The organism is Paenibacillus cellulosilyticus (genome assembly GCF_003182255.1).
GTDB classification, from domain to species: Bacteria; Bacillota; Bacilli; order Paenibacillales; family Paenibacillaceae; genus Paenibacillus_T; species Paenibacillus_T cellulosilyticus.
Window position 1 is genome coordinate 47,035 of the sequence record NZ_QGTQ01000037.1, and the last position, 17,550, is coordinate 64,584.

General features: G+C 51.8%; 12 protein-coding genes. 3 read left to right on the forward strand and 9 right to left on the reverse strand.

Translation table 11 applies throughout. The annotated features are described in order from the left end of the window. Positions 1-308 precede the first annotated feature (308 nt). Positions 309-1,334: a LacI family DNA-binding transcriptional regulator gene (locus DFQ01_RS27735; RefSeq protein ID WP_110047183.1), complete on the forward strand. Its 1,026-nt coding sequence runs from the start codon at positions 309-311 to the stop codon at positions 1,332-1,334. Here the strand turns inward: DFQ01_RS27735 and rbsK are convergent. From rbsK to citZ, 8 genes are all read right to left on the reverse strand, one after another. Beyond that, the gene (rbsK, locus tag DFQ01_RS27740) at positions 1,331-2,269 is read right to left on the reverse strand and encodes a ribokinase (RefSeq protein WP_110047184.1); all 939 of its coding nucleotides are present in this window, start codon (positions 2,267-2,269) and stop codon (positions 1,331-1,333) included. The two genes, DFQ01_RS27735 and rbsK, sit on opposite strands and share 4 nt — an antisense overlap. Beyond that, a complete protein-coding gene (gene fni / locus DFQ01_RS27745) occupies positions 2,266-3,348 on the reverse strand; it encodes a type 2 isopentenyl-diphosphate Delta-isomerase (RefSeq protein WP_110047185.1) in 1,083 nt (360 codons plus the stop codon). The genes rbsK and fni overlap by 4 nt, the downstream gene beginning before the upstream one ends. A gap of 361 nt (positions 3,349-3,709) precedes the next feature. Continuing rightward, entirely contained in the window at positions 3,710-4,666 is a 957-nt protein-coding gene (locus tag DFQ01_RS27750) for a sugar kinase (RefSeq protein WP_110047186.1), read from the reverse strand. A gap of 31 nt (positions 4,667-4,697) precedes the next feature. Next, a complete protein-coding gene (locus tag DFQ01_RS27755; protein ID WP_110047187.1) occupies positions 4,698-5,120 on the reverse strand; it encodes a hypothetical protein in 423 nt (140 codons plus the stop codon). 240 nt (positions 5,121-5,360) lie between these two features. Next, positions 5,361-7,565: a DNA helicase RecQ gene (recQ, locus tag DFQ01_RS27760; protein ID WP_110047188.1), complete on the reverse strand. Its 2,205-nt coding sequence runs from the start codon at positions 7,563-7,565 to the stop codon at positions 5,361-5,363. A 301-nt stretch (positions 7,566-7,866) separates the two neighbouring features. Beyond that, positions 7,867-8,808 carry a malate dehydrogenase gene (mdh, locus tag DFQ01_RS27765; protein ID WP_110047189.1) on the reverse strand — a complete coding sequence of 314 codons (942 nt, stop codon included), beginning with the start codon at positions 8,806-8,808 and terminating at the stop codon, positions 7,867-7,869. A gap of 655 nt (positions 8,809-9,463) precedes the next feature. Further along, positions 9,464-10,759 (reverse strand): NADP-dependent isocitrate dehydrogenase, encoded by a 1,296-nt coding sequence (gene icd, locus DFQ01_RS27770; protein ID WP_110047190.1) that lies wholly within the window; start codon positions 10,757-10,759, stop codon positions 9,464-9,466. Between the two features lie 51 nt (positions 10,760-10,810). Further along, positions 10,811-11,923 (reverse strand): citrate synthase, encoded by a 1,113-nt coding sequence (gene citZ, locus DFQ01_RS27775; protein ID WP_110047191.1) that lies wholly within the window; start codon positions 11,921-11,923, stop codon positions 10,811-10,813. Between the two features lie 296 nt (positions 11,924-12,219). Here citZ and DFQ01_RS27780 point away from each other — a divergent pair, with 296 nt between their 5' ends. Further along, positions 12,220-13,752, forward strand: a complete 1,533-nt coding sequence (locus tag DFQ01_RS27780) for a Ppx/GppA phosphatase family protein (protein ID WP_110047192.1) — start codon at positions 12,220-12,222, stop codon at positions 13,750-13,752. Here DFQ01_RS27780 and ppk1 read toward each other — a convergent pair. Then, a complete protein-coding gene (gene ppk1, locus DFQ01_RS27785; RefSeq protein ID WP_110047195.1) occupies positions 13,749-15,809 on the reverse strand; it encodes a polyphosphate kinase 1 in 2,061 nt (686 codons plus the stop codon). The two genes, DFQ01_RS27780 and ppk1, sit on opposite strands and share 4 nt — an antisense overlap. Before the next feature lie 219 nt (positions 15,810-16,028). Here ppk1 and ytvI point away from each other — a divergent pair, with 219 nt between their 5' ends. After that, positions 16,029-17,144, forward strand: a complete 1,116-nt coding sequence (gene ytvI / locus DFQ01_RS27790) for a sporulation integral membrane protein YtvI (RefSeq protein WP_110047193.1) — start codon at positions 16,029-16,031, stop codon at positions 17,142-17,144. Positions 17,145-17,550 lie beyond the last annotated feature (406 nt).

Sequence of the window (17,550 nt, forward strand, 5' to 3'; positions counted from 1 at the left end):
GGGCGATCAAGCTCCGTCTGCTTGATCGCCCTATTTAATCGCGAGTGCCGAGATGGCTCCGTACTCACGCGTATCGATTAATGCTCCATATGGTCTCTTGCCTTCGACAGTACGTTGACGATTGAGCCGCTGCGGCGCTCGATCATGCCTTCAGCTTGAAGTTACCGATAACGCTAAAGTGACAATGCATTGTTGTTGCTGTCAATCCATAAATTGAGTACGATGGAACCATAGATGACGATCCTCATATTAAGATCTCGCTAGAGGTCTCTCACATAAAGGTTCGATAGGAAGGCTGGTTTAAGCTGATGGTTACGATCTACGATATTGCCAAGCAAGCGAATGTATCGGCAATGACAGTGTCACGCGTCATTAACAATACCGGACGAATTAGCGACAAAACGAGAGCAAAAGTCCGTCATGTGATGGAGGAGCTGAATTACGTCCCTAACGCCATGGCGCGCTCGCTTGTGCTGCAGAAAACGAATATCGTCTCCTTGCTGGTTACCGATATAACAAACCCATTCTACACGACGCTCGCGCGCGGTGCAGAAGATGCGGCGCGTGCGCATGGTTACAAGTTATTGCTTGGTAACAGTGATGAGGACTTAATTAAAGAGAAGGAATATATCGAAACGATTCTGTCGACTCGAGTAGATGGCGTGCTGCTGACCCCTGCAAGCGACTATTCCAAAGAGCAGCTGGAGGCGCTTAAGCGGCATGGCACACCATTCGTTGCCATTGACCGCGATGTGCCGGGTATTGTGTGCGATGCCGTCGTTGGTGACAGCGTTGGAGGTGCACGCAAGCTGATCGATCATCTCGTGCAGCTTGGTCATCGTGTCATTGCGTTGGTTGGTGGTACGTTCGACGTATCGACCGCACGCGAGCGGCATGACGGCTATCGGGAAGCACTTGCCGCGAACGGTCTGCTTTATGATGAGCGGTTCGTCTTCCAGACCGGGTATCGGCTGCACGATATGGAGCAAGCTGTCGAGCGACTGCTCGCCTTAGAACCCGCTCCAACCGCAATCTTGGCCGGCAACAACTTACAAGCACTCGGGCTGCTCCAGTCGTTCCGCCGCCGCGGTATCGAGACACCGGGGCAAATGTCGATCGTAACATTCGATAGTCTCGGTTACCGCGATTTAATCGATCCCTTGTTCACGACAGCGGAGCAGCCTGCTTATCAATTCGGAGAGCTTGGCATTACGATGCTGATCGAACGAATCGAAGGCAGAGCTGAGATTCAACCGAGACGCAAAGTGCTTCCGAATGAACTCATCATCGGCAGCTCGACGAGTGAGCCAACAGCCGCTCGAACTCATAATTAATTGGTATCCGACATAAAAGCAAACACTTCGGTTCGATTCGGTATCGAAGCCTGTGCTCCGAGCTTCATAACAGACAGCGCTGCAGCTGCTGTTGCATATTGCAGCGCTGTCTGCGGTGAGGCATCACCCGCTGCTCCTCCATAACGGATCGCAGCATAAGCACCAATGAAAGTATCCCCCGCCGCTGTCGTATCGACCGGTTGAACTTGTCTGGCAGGCACACGGCAGCTAATCCCCTCGGCATCCCGATAGAAGCTTCCTTCCGCACCTAGCGTTATAATAACCGCTCTTGTTCCTCTCGTTAGAAACCATGCCGCCGCTTCTTCAAGACTCGTCTCATCCTGCGGCATCTTGCCGGTAATGAGTTCGGTCTCCGTCTCATTGAGTATAATCGTATCAATGAGCGGCAGTACATCAACTTCCAGCTGTCCTGCCGGTGCTGGATTGTATATGACGGGTACGGACGCATCTGAAGCCTTGCGCATGAAGGCCGCGTTTGAGGCCCATGGAATTTCATTTTGCAGCACAATTGCTCCTGCCTCGGTCAGCAGACGATCCAGCGCATCGATCTCTACGTCTGCTACCTTGCCATTCGCTCCTGCGCACAAGACGATCTGGTTCTCTCCGGCATCACTAACTGCAATGAGCGCGATCCCAGATGCCCCGTCCTTCACGCTAACCTCCGTCACGTCCACTTGCTTCAGCTTTAGTGCATCCAACAGTTGTTGACCAAAGCCATCCGTACCAACGGCACCGATCATGCAGGTCAACGCACCTGATTGTGCTGCTGCTACCGCCTGATTGGCACCTTTACCGCCCGGCAAATAATGGACCTCACTGCCATGTACCGTTTCGCCAGAACGAGGGAACCGCGCTACGCGGCTTACGACATCCATATTCATACTGCCTGCAACGATAAGAGTTCGCTTACTCATCGTGCAGCCCCGTTCTTCTCCTGCAGCCGTTCAGTCGCGGCAAGTTCTTGGATCGATGCTGCACCAATACCGAACATTGAAGCTCGCAGCTCGAACTCAATCTGCTCAAACTGACGATGGAGCAGCCCCGAATCTCCCGCCCGTGCAGCATATGGGAGCAGTGTCCGGCCGAAGCCTACGATATTCGCGCCTAGCGCAATCGCTTTTGCCGCTTCAACGCCGTTCTTCAAGCCGCCGCTTCCAATGACAACGGCTTCATATGGCAAGTGCCTTCTTACATCGCTAATACTATCTGCTGTTGGAATGCCCCAGTCCGCGAATGCTTCCGCTGCTGCGCGACGCATCGGATCCGTTGTACGGAATTTCTCAACCTGGCTCCAAGAAGTCCCGCCCGCTCCTGCTATATCAATGAAAGAAACACCTGCATCGTACAATTTCCGAGCCGTTCGGCCGTCGATTCCCCAGCCTACCTCTTTCACGCCAACCGGCATCTCAAGACGATGGCACACTTCTCGAATCCGCTCGAGCAAGCCGCTGAAATCGGTATCCCCTTCTGGCTGGAACAGCTCCTGCATACCGTTCAGATGCAGCACGAGTGCATCTGCTTCCGCGAGTTCTACTGCACGACGACATTGATCGACGCCATAGCCAAGCGCAAGCTGCACTGCTCCTAGATTTGCGATAACCGGCGCTGTTGGCGCAACATGTCGTACACGGAACGAGTCTGCGAGGTCCTCGCTTTCGATTGCAGCGCGCATCGAACCTAACCCGATCGCCCAGCCTCTCGCCTCTGCTGCTTCAGCTAATCGAACGTTGATCGCGGACGCCTCTTCCGTGCCTCCAGTCATGGAGCTGACGAGCAGCGGGGCACTCAGCTTTTTTCCAAGAAATGAAGCAGCCAGCGATATGGTCTCAAACTGAAGCTCCGGCAGCGCGCAGTGCTCGAAACGATACCGCTCAAATCCGGCTGTAATACCTTCGCCCTCCACGTCCTCCTGCAAGCAGATTCGAATATGCTCCCCCTTGCGCTTCGCGGTCAGTGCGGCTTGTTCTGCCGTCTCTCGCGACTGATTCGTCACGTTTCATTCCCCCATTATCATACAACCTATCGTTCATCATAGCGTAGTAGGTGACCCTCGAGCAAATTCGCAGTTTCCACCCACCTAAAGATCCCTGCCCACCTAAATCCTCCCTGCCAGGAAGACCCCCACGGGACTAAGCGTATGCTTCCGAAGCGGTTTCCTCACGGAAACCTGTATCCCTGGCCCACCGGAAGGGTGAACGTTGGTTGAGCAGAGGCGCGAACGCGTTCTTGGGTGATAATATCGCGCGCGTGCCCCTGTGGGGCAAAGCTTACTATTTGAGCTATAGCGTAAACGTGTAAATCAAAATAAGACAGGCCCTGTCTAGCTGTTGAACAGTAGACCAGAGCCTGTCTTTTTATCTTTCTACCCAAGCTTGTCCGCCCAGTCGCGCAGATGCAACTGCCCATGTCGGGAGCGCTTCCCAGTCGCCGCGCATTTGGACGGCCAGTGAGCCCGTTACGCTCGCAAGCTTCACCGCTTCAAGTGGTGTCATGCCTTTTACAATACCAGACAAGAAGCCCGCACAAAATCCATCACCTGCTCCAACCGTATCGACAACGTTGTCAGCCGGGTAGAAAGGTACCCCTTGCGTCTCGCCTTTGCCCAGAATTACCGTTTGATCGTCCTTACTCTTAACGATCGAAATCGCACGAAGTTCAGACAGACGCGCTGCGACAATCTCCCAATCGCTTGTCTCATACAGCAGTTGAAGCTCGTCCCATCCCGGAAGGAAATAGTCCGCCTTCGCCGCGAGTGGCAGAAGTGCCTCACGTGCTTCCTCGATCGACCACAGCTTCAAACGCAAGTTTGGATCAAAGCTAACGGGTACGCCTGCATCACGTGCGATATCTACCGCTCGTTCAACCGTCCGTCTGCTGCTCTCGCTGATCGCCATCGAAATACCGGTTACGTGAAGCAGTTTGCTGCCCCGAATGTACGCCTCGTCTAGATCCTCAGGCTGCATACGGCTTGCTGCGGAGTGCTTCCGATAATAATGAACGGCCAGCCGACCTGCAACCGTCTCACGGAACATGAGACCTGTCGGAGCCTCGTTGCTTAGCTTCACGCGGGAGACATCAACGCCTTCACCACGAAGTGTCTTCACAATCATATGGCCGAACGGATCGTTACCAAGTGCTCCGAACCAGCCTACCGACACGCCTAAGCGCGCAGCCCCTACTGCGACATTGCTCTCTGCTCCGCCGAACCCTTGCTCGAGCGTGGATGCACGCTCGAGCGCTCGGTGTTCCGGCGGCATGAACAAAGCCATTGATTCGCCGAATGTAATCAAATCAGGCGATGCTTGCGTCATGCGACACTACCTCCCATGATAGCCTTGCGGTTTAGCTAAAAGGATTGGTCATCAAATACATAATTACAGCATAAAGCACAAGAATGATGAAGCTCAGTGCGCGCGCTTTGGCGATGTGTGCCGTTGCGCTCTTCCCGTCGCGAATCGATTCGCCGATCCGCTTCAGCGGTTTGCCCATAATGCCGGAGAGTGCGCCGATCGCTACGAAAATAAGCAAAATAATAATCATCCACAGCGTCGAGTAATCTCCTTGCGACATCAGGTATCCGCCTGTCAGCAGCTGCACGATCAGCGCATACTGTGCAATGCGGTTAGCCGAGTACAGGCCCGCCGAAAGTCCCTCTTGACCTGCACCTGTCAGCTTCGTTGCTTGTCCGACAAGCACTGGCATTAACAAGTAAACGCCCATGCCTGCCGCTCCAATTACGTGCAGCCAAATCATAAAGTTGTACACGTTTCTGTTCCTCCTAAAAGCAATTTGCTTGCTGCTTCGATATGCTCTCTGTTAAGCAAATTGCTTGCTTCGAAAGCATACGCTTAGCAATTTGCTCGCTGCTGCGACATACTCCCCTGTTAAGCAAATTGCTTGCTTCGAAAGCATACGCAAGAAAGCGTTGCCTTTGTATCATCTTTAGTATACTAAAATATAAACCATTACTCAAAGCGCAACCGCTGTTTGTCACGATATTGCCGTTTATTGAAGACTGCGCTTGGCAAGCGCTGCTTTGATCATGAAATAACTGATCTCATCGGGCAGCGCTTCCTTGATTGGCTTCAACTTCTCCGCCCCAACCTGATCAACAGCTTCCATGATCTGAGCCTCGTAAACTGCTGGCAGCATTCGCTCCCAATCTACCGAAAGTCCTTCCAATGCACATCGAATCAAATGCCCCTCTATCGTGACCTCGCTCAGGCCACGAGCAGCAGCAATGTCCTTCATACTCATGCCCGCTTCGAACTGCTCGAGAGATTGCACGTGACTTGCGCCATCGCCATCCGAAGATGTAGTTGCTGACGCCTTCTTGCTCGATGCAGGTTTACTGCTGCTATCCACAGTGTCCATATTCGTATAATCAACAGTCGCGCTAACAGTTAGCAACTCTGGTACCTCATTAGTTGTCGGGCTGTCCGCGGCGAAGGAACGAATAATGGACATGATATCATCGCCGTACTTATCCGCCTTCGCTGCACCAATCCCTTTGACGGATAACAGCTGTTCGCGTGAAGTAGGTGCCGCATCCGCCAGCTCACGCAGCGTTGCATCGAAGAACAGCATGAATGGCGGTACCTTCTCGCGTGCCGCAGCCGTTCTCCGCCATTCACGCAATGCTTCGAATAACGGCGAGCTGACAGCCTGAGACGATGCTTGACGAACCGTCGTCCGTTTCCGCTGTTGCACCCGTTCCCTGCCCTCCAGCACCGGCAATGAGCCGGATGCGAGTGATACGGTCGGATACTGCCCATCACTCATGACAAGATAGCCCTCAGCAACGAGCCAGTACAGCCAATCCGAAATCTCCTTCTCTGGCCAGCGCGAGAACAGCCCATAAGTAGAAAGCTTATCCAGCCCCCACTCCAGCACTCGTTTATCGCGTGAGCCCTTCAACACCTTCGCAGCAGTAGTAACCCCGAATTTGCCTTTCAGACGCGCGACACAGGATAACGCTTTAAGCGCGTCGTCTGTACGGTCAATCAATTCACTCTTATCGAGACAGCTGCTGCACTTGCCGCAGGGCGGAACATCCGCTTCGCCGAAATATTCAACGATAAACTGCTGCAGGCAGCGCTGCGTTCGCGAATAGTTCATCATCGTGTGCAGCTTCGCCATTTGAATCGACTTCCGATCGCCGTCGCCTGTTCCTTGATCGATGAGGAAACGCTGGACTTGAACGTCCTGCGGCTCGAAAAGCAAAATGCATTCGCTCTCCTCGCCGTCACGCCCTGCACGGCCCGCTTCCTGGTAGTAGGACTCAACATCGCCTGGCATCTGCCAGTGCAGAACAAATCTTACGTTGGGCTTATCGATGCCCATGCCGAATGCATTGGTTGCAACCATGACACGCACGTCGTCGAAACGGAACTTCTCCTGCATCTCCGCCCGCTCCACATCGCCAAGCCCGCCGTGGTACTTGCCTGCGGGAATGCCCATTTTCTCAAGTACGGCATGTACCTGCTCCGTCTCCTTGCGAGTAGCCGCGTAGATGATGCCCGATTGATCCTTCCGCTCCCCCATAAACTTGCGCAGAAATGCTGGCTTGTCCGCTCCGCTTACAACCGACAGCGACAGGTTATCACGTGCAAAACCACTGACATGAATGCTAGGGTCGTGTAAGCCGAGCATGCTCGCAATGTCACGAGCCACCTCTTCCGTAGCCGTTGCTGTAAAAGCGGCGACCAGTGGGCGATTGTTCATCCGTGCAATCCAGCCCGCCAATTGACGATAGCTGGGACGGAAATCATGCCCCCACTGCGATACGCAGTGCGCTTCATCGATCGCAATAAGCGGGATATGCATCTGCTCGGACAGCGATGCGAACATCGGTGCATCAAGTCTCTCTGGCGCTACATAGAGCAGCTTGTACTCGCCCATGAATGCTTGACGCATAACTTCCCGGTACTCAACCGCACTCATCGAGCTGTTAAGATATGCTGCCTTTATACCAAGCCGATTGAGGGCATCGACCTGGTCCTTCATCAGCGATATAAGGGGGGATACGACCAGCGTCGTGCCGTCCATAAGCAGCGCAGGAATTTGATAACAGACCGACTTGCCCCCGCCTGTCGGCAAAATCGCCAGCGAATCTCGGCCTTCCATTATGCCGCTAATGATCGCCTCCTGACCTTTACGAAACGTATCATAGCCGTAAACCTGCTTCAGCAGGTTTCTTGCTTCTTGCAAACGAACCCCTCCTTGATCATTTCTGCCCACCTGAATCCTCAGACTTCTACCCACCTAAATCCTCCCTACTAGGGAGGACCCCATGGGACTCCCGTCCCCTGGACCCCGGAAGGGGTCTGCGGCAAATAAGAGACGCGAGTGTGTTACTGCGTGCTTAGGGTCGCTTGCCCCTCTGGGGCACAGCTTTTGTTCGAGCAGAATTCGGGGCTGTGCCCCTATGAGTCCAAAAAAATAGACCCTGAGCGTTGTGCAGCTTGTCAGGGTCTTCCTGTAGCTATTATAAAACATTATGAGCGTGCTGTCAGCCTTGGACGATTTGGATGACGCTGCGTACGGACTCAGCGGATTGGTCGAGTGCTGCCTTCTCTTCTGCGGTCAGATCCAGCTCGAAAATGTTCTCGATACCGTCTCCTCCGATAATCGTCGGGACACCCATGAACAGATCGTTATAGCCGTACTCCCCTTGCAGCAGGGCAATGACAGGCAGGATCCGCTTCTTATCCTTGAGGATCGCTTCGGTCATTTGAACAAGGGATGCTGCAGGCGCGTAATAGGCGCTGCCGTTGCCGAGCAGATTGACGATCTCGCCGCCGCCGACACGTGTCCGCTTCACAATCGCTTCAATGCGATCGGCAGGAATGAACTTTTCGATCGGAATGCCGCCAACGTTCGAATAACGAACGAGCGGCACCATGTCATCGCCATGGCCGCCAAGCACGAAGCCGCGAACATCCTCAACCGAAACGTTCAGCTCCTGGGCAATGAAAGTGCAATAACGAGCAGTATCTAAGACACCAGATTGCCCGATAACGCGATTCTTCGGAAAACCAAGCGCGTGATACGCCACATACGTCATCGCATCAACCGGGTTCGACAAAATGATTACAATGCTGTTCGGACTCGTCGCCTTGATGTTCTCGCACACTGACCGGACAATGCCCGCGTTCGTGTTTACAAGATCATCTCGACTCATTCCCGGTTTACGCGCGATACCCGCTGTAATGATGACCACATCGGAATCCCGTGTATCCTCGTAGTTCGACGTCCCCGTAATCTTCGCATCAATGCACTGAACCGGCGTCGACTCCAGCATATCGAGCGCTTTACCCTTCGTCGGATTCTCCAGCTGCGGAATATCAACGAGCACAATGTCGCCCAATTCCTTCTGCGCAAGCATCAGCGCCGTCGTAGCGCCCGTGAAACCCGCCCCAACAACCGTAATCTTGTTCCGTTTAATCGCCATCTCGGATTCCTCCTTGATCTAGCTTAAGATCTCGCAGCTAACTCCCAATCACCGACGTCATGATTGCATGTATCAATGCATGCACAACAACAACCTTAATCACCCACACGATCATGCAATCACCCCCGTACTTTTAAGCCCATCGAAGAAAATGTTCCCACCAAGGGAACATGCTTTCGACGATGGTTCCCACTGGGAACCATCGTCGACCCCGAAGCTTTACCCTCAACGCCCTTCGACGATGGCCGTTCCCACAGGGAACCATCGTCGTCCTCGAAGCTATTCACCCACGCCTTTCGGCGATGGCCGTTCCCGCAGGGAACCATCGTCGTCCTCGAAGTATTACCCACAAGCCCCACATTGCACGAGCCATGCGAGTGCCAAATCCCAATCTGGACCAAACACGTCAGCACGCACCCGCCCCAAACGTTCGAATCCGCCAACCACTAAAGCGACTCACACCCTCAAACATAAAGCGTGTCCAATCCCCCACAATCCTATTCCGACGAATAGGATTGTGGGGGATTGGACAAAAGCGGCTCCCTACTCTCTAGTCACCCAGGCGCGCATATGCGAATACCTTCCGGTGTCCAGAGGGCGGGAGCCCTTTGGGGTCCCCCTTCCTTGGGGAAGGGGGATTTAGGGGGTTGCGGGATTACATGTTCTCGATAACTTTATCAGCAAACTCCGAGCACTTAACTTCTTTCGCGCCTTCCATCAGACGTGCGAAGTCATAAGTAACCGTTTTGTTGTTGATCGACGTTTCCAGACCTTTGTAGATAAGGTCTGCGGCTTCTTGCCAGCCGAGGTGCTCGAGGAGCATTACGCCGGACAGGATAACCGAACCTGGGTTAACAACGTCTTTGTCAGCATATTTAGGAGCCGTACCGTGCGTAGCTTCGAAGATCGCATGGCCCGTCAGGTAGTTGATGTTAGCGCCTGGAGCGATACCGATACCGCCAACTTGTGCAGCCAGTGCGTCGGACAGGTAGTCACCGTTCAGGTTGAGCGTTGCGATTACGTCGAAGTCCGTAGGACGCGTCAGAACTTGTTGCAGCGCGATGTCTGCAATTGCGTCTTTAACGAGGATTTTGCCGGAATCCAAAGCAGCTTTTTGAGCAGCGTTAGCCGCTTCTTCGCCTTGCTCTGCTTTGATTGCGTCGTATTGGCCCCACGTGAACGTTTGTTCAGCGAACTCTTGCTCAGCTACTTCGTAGCCCCAGTTCTTGAACGCGCCTTCCGTGAACTTCATGATGTTGCCTTTGTGTACGAGCGTAACCGACTTGCGGCCATGCTTGATTGCGTACTCGATCGCTGCGCGAACAAGACGTTTCGAGCCTTCGGACGATACTGGCTTGATGCCGATACCGGACGTTTCCGGGAAGCGGATTTTGTTAACGCCCATTTCTTGTTGCAGGAACGAGAGAACTTTCTTAACAGCTTCCGTACCAGCTTGGTACTCGATACCAGCATAGATGTCTTCCGTGTTCTCACGGAAAATAACCATGTCAACGAGCTCAGGACGTTTAACTGGCGAAGGCACGCCGTCGAAGTAACGTACTGGACGAAGGCAAGTGTACAGGTCAAGCTCTTGACGAAGAGCTACGTTCAGGGAACGGATACCGCCGCCGATTGGCGTCGTCAGAGGACCTTTGATTGCAACGATGTACTCACGGATTGCCGTCAGCGTATCAGCTGGCAGCCATTCGCCAAATTGGTTGAATGCTTTCTCACCAGCGAATACTTCGTACCAAGCGATCTTCTTCTCGCCTTTGTATGCTTTCTCTACAGCAGCGTCGAGAACGCGAACGGATGCGCGCCAGATGTCGCGGCCCGTGCCGTCACCTTCGATGAAAGGTACGATTGGATTGTTAGGTACTTGAAGCTGGCTGTCTTGAATCGTGATTGGTTGACCTTCCGTTGGAAGAGCGAATTTCTCGAATTGTGGCATGATTTAGTTCCTCCTAAAAATAATAGATGATGATGCTGGACAAGCAGAAGCTTAGCGTTGAGCGATTGGTACGTACTTCACATTCGTCGGTCCTGTATATTCAGCACGCGGACGAATGAGACGGTTGTCCTCATATTGCTCAAGGATATGTGCAGTCCAGCCCGACAGACGGCTGATTGCAAAGATCGGTGTAAACAAGTCGCGTGGGATGCCAAGCGTCGTGTATACGGATGCCGAGTAGAAGTCAACGTTCGGCTTCAGACCTTTTTGACCTGTTACGAGCTCTTCAATTTTAACAGACATCTCGTACAGTTCAAGAGTGCCCTTCTGCTTGCCAAGCTCACGGGACATCTTCATAAGATGCTTCGCGCGCGGATCGCCATTCTTGTAGACACGGTGTCCGAAGCCCATGATCTTAACTTTATTGTTCAGCTTGTCGTTGATATAGGACTCAACGTTTGCAAGCGAACCGATTTCTTCGAGCATGACCATAACCGCTTCGTTAGCACCACCGTGGAGTGGTCCTTTCAGCGCGCCGATTGCCGAAGTTACGCCCGAGTAGATGTCGGACAACGTTGCAACCGTAACACGTGCTGCGAAGGTCGAAGCGTTCAATTCATGGTCAGCATGCAAAACGAGTGCTTGGTCGAGCGCTTTGATAGCGACTTCGCTTGGCTCCTCGCCAGTCAGCATGAAAAGGAAGTTGTGAGCGATCGAAACGCCTTGTTTCGGCGCAATTGGCTCAAGGCCTTGACGAATGCGCGAGTAAGCAGCAACGACTGCTGGCAGTTGTGCTTGCAGACGAATCGCTTTGCGAACATTCGCTTCACGGGTCATATCGTTTGCTTCTGCATCATACAGAGCGAGGCTCGATACGATTGTACGCAGGGAAGCCATAGAATTGCTGTTGCTTGGCAGCAGCTTGAGATGCTCGATGGTTTGCTTAGGCAGTGCAGCATATTCGCTGAATTGACGATTCAGATCGTCGAGCTCAGCTTGAGTAGGCAGCTTGCCGAACCAGAGTAAGTAAGCAACCTCTTCGAAAGAAGCGTTTTCTGCCAAATCATCGATATTAATGCCACGGTACGTAAGTACGCCGTCGATGATGGAACTGATGGAGGATGTCGCAGCGACAATTCCTTCCAGACCTTTGGTTGCTGTCATGTTTTTCTCTCCTTCGGTTTCGGAATTATCCAATGAAAAAGGAATCTCGTCATATTTTCAACAAATCTAATCATACCGAATTTTGACCATGAAGTGAACAAAACGGCACAAAACACCGAATAGAATTCCTTTATCGACTTAATAAAGTATTTTTGCCACAGTTAAAAAAAATAACATATTTCCCTTATCATCGGCAAGAACGTTATGAATCGCGACTAGAAAATGGTAAACTAATGACACCAGCCGTCATTCAGTCGAGGCAGCGGCAGTCTAATTGTAATTCGGAGGAACCAATCATGAAAGAACAACGTCTGGGCATTATTGACATCGGCTCCAACTCTATTCGACTTGCCGTCTATGAACGAACCGCCAACGGGGCTCACCGCGTCATCGACGGCAGCAAACGTCCCGCCAGATTGAGTGGAAGCATCGACAATGAAGGTCGACTACGGCCAGAGAAAATCGACGAACTGATCGATATCATGAACCATTATCGACTCATTTGCGCCCATCACCGTACGGGCTATATACGCGCTGTAGCTACTGCAGCGATTCGCAACGCTGCGAATCGGGACGAAATCGTAGAACGTGTGCTGGAAGAGGCAGGACTCACCATCGAGGTGCTCTCCGGCGAAGAGGAGGCTCGTTTCGGCTTCCTTGGCATGGTAAACACCCTCGATGTCCGTGAAGGTTTCTTGATCGATATCGGCGGCGGAAGCACCGAAATATCGTTATTTCGCGACCGGACACTCGTACAGAGCGTATCGTTCCCTATCGGCTGCGTAAATATGTCCCAATATCTCGCTAACGACGGGACATTATCCGATCAAGCGCTTAGCGAGCTTGAGGGAACAGTAGAGCATACAATCCGGAAAGAAGCATGGCTGAGCTGGACGCCTGGCCTTCCGCTCATTGGTGTCGGCGGTACCGTACGAGCACTGAGCAAAGTTGATCAAGCGGATAACAAATATGCGTTCCCGCTGACCCATAATTATACCATATCCAGCTCTCGGACAGATGAGCTGTTCGAGCAGCTTCGCCCAATACCAACAGACAAGCGCAATAAATTTCCAGGCTTGTCCAAAGATCGTGCTGACGTTATCGTATCCGGTCTTGCCATTCTCCGGTACTTCTTCCGTAAGCTGCAGGCGACCCACTACCTTGTGTGCGGTGCAGGACTTCGAGATGGCCTTTTCTATGATACCCGGTTTCCGAATCAGCCACGAATGGACGATGTACTCGGCTACAGCGTACGCAACTTGAGCCTGCTGCACCCAGAAGCGCCTCGACCGCATATGATGCAGGTCAATCGGCTTGCGATGCAGCTGTTCGAGTATTTGAGCCCAAAAGCCCAATTAGAGCTGCCAGAGCGCGCGTCTCGTTGGCTGGACACCGCTTCCTCGCTGTACCGAATCGGCGCATCGATCGACTACTACCATTATGCGAAGCACTCTTTCTATCTGATCGTAAACTCGCATCTGAATGGCTTGTCGCATCGTGAGATGGTACTAGTCGCAGCTATTGCTTCCTTCAAGGGAAAAAGCCGTCTGCGCCAGCAAATTGCCGAATATCGCGAGCTGTTGGAAGAATCAGACCTAGAGTATATAACGTTGCTTGGCACGCTTTTGCAGCTCGCCATAGCACTCGACCGAACCGAAACGCAATCGATCGGCCGATTAGCGATTCATTCGATGCAAGGTACGCTGAAGCTAGAAGCGTTGACAAGCGGAAGCCCGCTCGATGTCGAGCGGGCCGAAGTAGAAGAGCTAAGTAAAGATTTTAATAAAGCGTGGCAGCTTACACCCGTGCTTTCACTGCCGAATTATTAATGCGATTTCCAACTGGATATACGTTTCGCCTCGAACTGGCTCCTCATCGGAGCCAGTTCGTTCGTTACGCGCTGATACACGCCGGTAGACAATAGCTCATGAGCTTTGACGTTATCCTCAAGATTCATGAACAGAATGTTCCGAATCGTTCTGCGAAGATAGACGTCGAATACAGGACACATCAGCTCGATACGACGGTTCAGGTTACGTGTCATCCAGTCAGCGCTCGACAGATACACTTCTTCATCTCCGCCGTTAGCGAACAACGTCATCCGGGAATGCTCCAAATAACGGTCTACAATGCTAATGACACGGATATTCTCGCTAAGACCTTCAACACCCGGACGCAGACAGCAAACGCCACGCACGATAAGATCAATCTTAACGCCCGCTTGTGAAGCGGAATACAGCTTATCGATCATTTCCTGATTGGACAACGAGTTCATCTTCGCAACGATTCGCGCTGGGCGACCCGCTTCGGCATGCTCCTTCTCCCGATCGATCAAAGCAAATATTTTATCTTTGAGCGATGTTGGCGCAACACCAAAAGCTTTCCAATCATAGGGTGCGGAGTAGCCCGTCATCTCATTGAACAGAGCTGAGGCATCCTCACCAATGACAGGGTGAGAAGTAAACAAACCAATATCGGTATACAGCTTCGCTGTATTATCGTTGTAGTTACCTGTACCGACATGCACATAACGGCGCAATCCATCCGATTCACGACGCACGACCAGCATGATTTTGGCATGAGTTTTCAAGCCGATCAAGCCGTATACGACGTGGCAGCCTGCCTTCTCCAGCTGGCGTGCCCATGCAATGTTACGCTCTTCGTCGAAACGAGCCTTCAGCTCTACGACCACTGTCACCTGCTTGCCGGATTCAGCCGCTTTGACGAGTGCCTGAATGAGCTCCGACTGGCCGCTAACCCGGTAAAGTGTCATTTTGATCGCGAGAACCTCTGGGTCATAAGCTGCTTGTACGAGAAAATCCGTTACAGCCTCAAACGATTCATACGGGTGATACATCAGCACATCCCGCTCGCGCACCACCTCGAACATATCGTCCGTATCATCGAACTCATTCGGATAAACCGGCTCCATACGTTCATATCGCAAATTCTCGTAATTCGGCAGCGTGAGCGCGAATTTCATCAAGAAGCTCAAATCAAGCGGACCATCGATTTCAACGATATTGTCGCTGACCTCCAGCTCGTCTTTGAGAACGGAAAGCGCATATGGATCGATATCCTTATCGACCTCAAGACGCACCGTCATCCCCCAACGGCGGCGGCGAAGCTCCTTCTCGATCTCTTCCAGAAGGTCCTCTGCATTCTCCTCATTGAGCGTAAGATCAGAATTTCGCGTAATTCGAAACGGATGAACAGCATATGGCGTATACCCTTTGAAGAGGGTGTCGATATAATTCTCGATCAGATCCTCCATCAGCACGAATTCGGTACGCTTGGTACCGGAACGTACAGGAAGCGGGATATGACGAGGCAGTATGGATGGGATTTGGATTATTGCAAAATAAGGCTCCTCGTCTGGTGCATCGTCTTCTTTACGAAGAAGAACGGACATGTACAGTTCCTTTGTATGTACAAGCGGGAAAGGTCGGCTCTGGTCAACCGCCATCGGCGTCAGGACAGGGAAGACGATATCGTGAAAATAACGCTCCATTGCCGTCGTCTGCGTCACATTCAGCTCATCGATGCCGCGGAATACGATGCCTTCCTTCGCCATGCCCCGCATAACCTCACGGAACGTGCGGTACTGCTCTGTAACCATTTGAGAAGTCCGTTTGATCAGTCTTTTCCACAGACCTGCTGGCGTATAGCCAGTAAAGTCCTTTTTCGTAAGGCTCGCTTTCATCTGAGTCTGAACGCCAGCTCCCCGTACGCTGATGAATTCATCCAGATTACTGGATACGATTGCAAGAAATTTCGCTCGCTCCAAGAGCGGTGTAGTCGGATCCTGCGCCTCGCGTAGTACGCGTCGGTTAAATTCGATCCAACTAAGATCACGGTTTACATAGTGGGACATTATTTGCTTCATTTGGCCGAGCGCCTCCATTCTTGTCCTCATTATGCTTGTCGAATATTTGTTCCATATTAAAGATTTGTAAAGGTAGTGTTAAAACGAATCCACCATTTTACAAAACGATCAAGATGTCTCTTGGGGCTTTGGTAAAAGCTTCGGATTCATGCTAAACTTTCTAGTACAGCATGACCACGAAGGATACATAGTGAACTCATCCTTAGGAGGTGCGGCAACTTGAACAAAGTCGTAGCCATGCGATTATGGCGTGGCCTATTCGTTGCAGTAATGCTCACTCTACTCGTGCTCGCCGTCATTTATGTCACTCCACTCGTTTACCCCTTCTTGATCGGTTGGATTCTCGCTTACGTTCTCAACCCATTTGTTCGCTTTCTTCAGAAGAAAGCGCGCTTTCCAAGATGGCTCGCAGTAACCTTCTCCTTGTTCCTATTTGTTATTATCGCCGTCACCATCATATCGGCCCTCATTACCCGAATCGTTACCGAAGTTATTCATCTATCTCAATCGATTAATGGTACGATCAACTGGTGGCGCGACGAGTTCGATAAATTCGTCAACACGCCTGACATGCAGGACTTGATCAATAAAATTAGTACCTTCTATAACGAAAATCCGAAATATCAGCAGCCGATTAACAACAAAATCGAAGATACAGCCAACCTGCTGGCAGAGGCGAGTACGAACCTCGTTACCCATTTCTTCAACGGACTGACTTCCATTCTCATCTCGCTGCCAAACGTCCTGACGATAACCGTTGTTGTCCTGCTTGCTTCTTTCTTTATCGGCAAGGATTGGCATAAGCACGCTAAAGTGGTTACCGGCTGGGTACCCACCGGCCTCTTGAAATCCATCTCTACCGTATGGGTTGATCTACAAAAAGCACTGTTCGGCTATCTTCGCTCACAGTTCATTATGATTTCGATCACAGCCGTTGTTGTTATTATCGGCCTCCTGCTGCTTGGCGTTAACTATGCCATCACGATTGGCCTGCTCATTGGTTTCGTTGACCTGCTGCCTTACCTTGGTGTCGGCGCGGTCATGGTCCCCTGGATCGCCTATACGTTCATCTACGGCGACGTACAGCTTGGCATCGGCCTCTCCATCCTGTACGGCGTCATTCTCGTCGCTCGTCAAATGATCGAGCCGAAAGTGCTCGCCAGCAGTGTCGGGCTTGACCCGTTGCCGACTCTCATCGCGATGTTCGTTGGCCTGAAGCTGTTCGGCGTACTCGGCCTCATCATCGGCCCGGTATCGCTCGTCATCCTCTTCGCATTCCAACGAGCTAACGTGTTCCGAGATTTGTACAACTTCATCCTGCGGGGGGCAAAGTAGCCGTTCAATCGGAGCTGAAGAAATAGCCAATATGCACTGCGCATGCGAATGTTCTTTCGATCGCTGTTGTGTCCAGATTGTTCTGATTAGAAAAGTTCAGAAAGGGTAACAATCCGGACAAAGGCGAACGCTCAAAGCTTTTCGGAGAAAAGCTGCTTCGGAAGCATACGCTCTGCTTCTACAGAATCATTCGCATGCTCCGTTTCACGGCTACTTTCAAAATTTAAGTTTTTGTAAATGGAAGTTTTTATCTCTTCCATTTTACCAAGATTGATTTTTAGAATCAAAAAAAAGGTCGAGCATTTGCTAAATTGGTCATATCCCCGTCAAGTAGACAATTAAAAAAGAGGTAAATTATGCGGCGATTGCTTCCCTGAATTCAACAGGAGAGCGGTCGCCTAGTTTT

Excerpts from the sequence above, each read along its gene's own strand:
- citZ (WP_110047191.1), bottom strand. The coding sequence starts at position 11,923 with ATGACAGCAACCAAAGGTCTGGAAGGAATTGTCGCTGCGACATCCTCC.
- rbsK (WP_110047184.1), bottom strand. The coding sequence starts at position 2,269 with ATGAGTAAGCGAACTCTTATCGTTGCAGGCAGTATGAATATGGATGTC.
- DFQ01_RS27750 (WP_110047186.1), bottom strand. The coding sequence starts at position 4,666 with ATGACGCAAGCATCGCCTGATTTGATTACATTCGGCGAATCAATGGCT.
- DFQ01_RS27780 (WP_110047192.1), top strand. The coding sequence starts at position 12,220 with ATGAAAGAACAACGTCTGGGCATTATTGACATCGGCTCCAACTCTATT.
- icd (WP_110047190.1), bottom strand. The coding sequence starts at position 10,759 with ATGCCACAATTCGAGAAATTCGCTCTTCCAACGGAAGGTCAACCAATC.
- DFQ01_RS27735 (WP_110047183.1), top strand. The coding sequence starts at position 309 with ATGGTTACGATCTACGATATTGCCAAGCAAGCGAATGTATCGGCAATG.
- mdh (WP_110047189.1), bottom strand. The coding sequence starts at position 8,808 with ATGGCGATTAAACGGAACAAGATTACGGTTGTTGGGGCGGGTTTCACG.
- ppk1 (WP_110047195.1), bottom strand. The coding sequence starts at position 15,809 with ATGAAGCAAATAATGTCCCACTATGTAAACCGTGATCTTAGTTGGATC.